This window comes from Bacillus litorisediminis, from assembly GCF_022808645.1.
Lineage (GTDB): Bacteria > Bacillota > Bacilli > Bacillales > JC228 > Bacillus_BF > Bacillus_BF litorisediminis.
Map to the genome: position 1 here is coordinate 1 of NZ_JAKZKT010000100.1, position 2,579 is coordinate 2,579.

Genomic DNA, 2,579 nt, shown 5'->3' on the forward strand with positions numbered 1-2,579 from the left:
TATAAATGTCAACGATAATATGTACACTTTTGCTCGTTTTAGAATGTACAATTCTGCTATTCGGACTTTGGTATTATCCCCCAGCCTTTCTGTTTCTTTTGCTGGGGGGAGGTTTTGTTAATCTAAAAAGGATTAATCCCTAGTCTTAACTCTAAATTTTCTTTCTCCTTTTTTAAGGCTGATACCTCACTTTGAAGATCATTAATTTCTTCTAATAATCTTGCGATTTTAGTTTGATCATCTATTCCTTCTTCATAGGGGATTCCTTTCCATCTACACCATTCATTAAAGTAGTAAAGGTCATCTTCACAAACTTGTTCGCTTAAATTTTCTCTTCTGGAAGCCGTATTCAACCATTCCGCAATGAGTTCCTCATTACATTTAATTCCGTATGAACGAAAGAACTTCGTAGTTTTTGTTAATGCCAATTCACTCATCTTATTTATCTCCTTGTTTAGTGTTTTCTTTATTAAAATGGTCTTTCAGGCGATAGGAATCTCCGATAATATTCACCACTGTCGCGTGATGAAGAACACGGTCTAAGATGGCATTGGCAATTTTGGGATCCTGGAATATATCTCCCCATGTTTTAAAGCTAGCGTTTGTGGTTAAAATGGTGCTTTTTTGTTCATATCTCATATCTATTAACTGAAAAAACAACTTGGCATCTTCTGCATCAATAGGCAAGTAACCAATCTCGTCAATGATGAGAAGTTTGTATTTCGCATAATGTTTTAGTCTGTTTTCCAATCGGTTTTCAAGTTTTGCTCTTTTTAAATTCAGAATCAAATCATTACACTTAATAAAATACGTACTTGTCCTTTTCTTAGCTGCTGCGATTCCAATAGCCGTTGCTAAATGAGTTTTTCCTACACCACTTGTTCCTAAAAAGACAATATTTTCTTTTTGCTCAATAAACCGTAAGGTGGTGAAATCCAAAATCTGCTGCTTATTAATCGATGGCTGGAAATCAAAATCAAAGTCTTTTACTTCCTTGAAATGTGGAAATGCGCCAACTTTCACCATTGATTTCACCATGTTTACTTCTTTCATATCGATTTCGTAATCCGTAAGTTTGATTAACGTATCCGTAAATGACAATTGATTATTCGTCATAAAATCAATCGTTTCATCAAGATGGATCATCATCTGCTTTAACTTTAAGTATTCTAGATTCTGTACCAGTTTGTTATAACTGCTATTCATTTTTATACACCTCATTAATTGCCTCTAAATTTCTTTTAGCCAGTTCTTCTATATTGGAGGAAGAAGGCAAGCCTCTCGCCAAATTCTCAACGTAATGTTCTGGTTTGTAATTTATTTTCAAATGGCTAATAGAATGTTGAGCAACTAATTCCGTGTTATAATAGATAAAAATATGGTTATCATATACTTGTAAACTTAACGTTTTCCCAATGTATCCTGGTGGGACTGAATACTGGTTGGATTTGAAAGTGATCATATTTGATGTGTTCACTTTCACGAGTATATGGTCAATTTTATAGAAATCTCTTATTCTTTCATGTGGTAGTGGAGATAAGAGGTTTCTTTCTTTTTTTAGTGCCAGTATTGGTATTTTCCCAGTTCCTTGGTGGTAGCTATTGTTGATTCGATTACATAATTTTTGTACAAAATGATGAAGCTCCTCATAATCAAACTTTCCTTGATAGGCATGGATTTCATCAAGTATTTTCATCGGTGCCTCTACCTTAGCTTTTGTCCTCGGCCTTCCGGCTATGCAAGGCCACACTTCAAATCCCATATCTTTGGAGAATTGAAAGAATCGTTCATTTACTCTTCCTTTTTGATACTCTGTTCGAGGCTCGTCCATGATCGTTTTCATATTGTCAGTCAAGATCGTCTTAGGAACTCCTCCAAATGCTTCGAAACTTTCCGTAAGGAAAGACAGTAATACACTTTGAGACTTTGATATTGATAAGTTGAATGTTCGAAACCTGGAATAGGCAAGTAAGAGCACGCACACATTCACATAAAGGATTTCTCCATCTTTTGTGATATATCGAATATTTTCTTTCCAATCTAATTGCGCTTGTTCAGCTGGCGGAGTCTCAAAACGTATCACTTCATTATTTGAACGCTTACGCTTCTCCGATTCGAAATAACTTTGAAACTCCGCTTTACTTGATATGTAATTTCTAAAAGTTGATTGCCCACATTCCAACCCATGATTATCTTTCAAATATTGCCATAATACTCGTTTGTAATAAAATTTTTGATTGGATTCTTCTGAAAGAAGTAACGTGATGATTTCGTAATAGTTATCTATTTTGGAAGTTCGATTCCGAATATTTTTCGGCTTATACCCCTGTAGATATTTATCAACAGTCCTCCGATCAACTCCCATATCTCGAGCCAATTTACTTTTATTGATTTTCATTTTTAAATTCTCCATCAACAATTTAAGTTTTGGTAAATCTACAAGACTGTTAATTTCGATATCTGTATTTACTTTGATTTGCATATGCACAATATTCACCCCAAGAATATTATGCAGCGCAATGAGCAAACTGTACATTCTTAAACAGTCATTTATGTACACTCTTAAATTAGCATTTATA

The 2,579-nt window shown here is 34.4% G+C and carries 3 protein-coding genes; all 3 read right to left on the reverse strand.

Annotated features, from left to right (window positions below; translation table 11 throughout):
- Window positions 1–122: 122 nt before the first annotated feature.
- Genes MLE14_RS22055 through istA form a run of 3 tightly spaced genes read right to left on the reverse strand, consistent with a single transcriptional unit; the run spans window position 123 to window position 2,488 of the window.
- Window positions 123–437 carry a hypothetical protein gene (locus tag MLE14_RS22055; RefSeq protein WP_243300516.1) on the reverse strand — a complete coding sequence of 105 codons (315 nt, stop codon included), beginning with the start codon at window positions 435–437 and terminating at the stop codon, window positions 123–125.
- 1 nt (window position 438) lies between these two features.
- The gene (gene istB / locus MLE14_RS22060) at window positions 439–1,206 is read right to left on the reverse strand and encodes an IS21-like element helper ATPase IstB (RefSeq protein WP_243300517.1); all 768 of its coding nucleotides are present in this window, start codon (window positions 1,204–1,206) and stop codon (window positions 439–441) included.
- Window positions 1,199–2,488, reverse strand: coding sequence for an IS21 family transposase (gene istA / locus MLE14_RS22065; RefSeq protein ID WP_174752293.1), 1,290 nt, complete (start codon window positions 2,486–2,488; stop codon window positions 1,199–1,201). The genes istB and istA overlap by 8 nt, the downstream gene beginning before the upstream one ends.
- Between the last annotated feature and the right edge of the window lie 91 nt (window positions 2,489–2,579).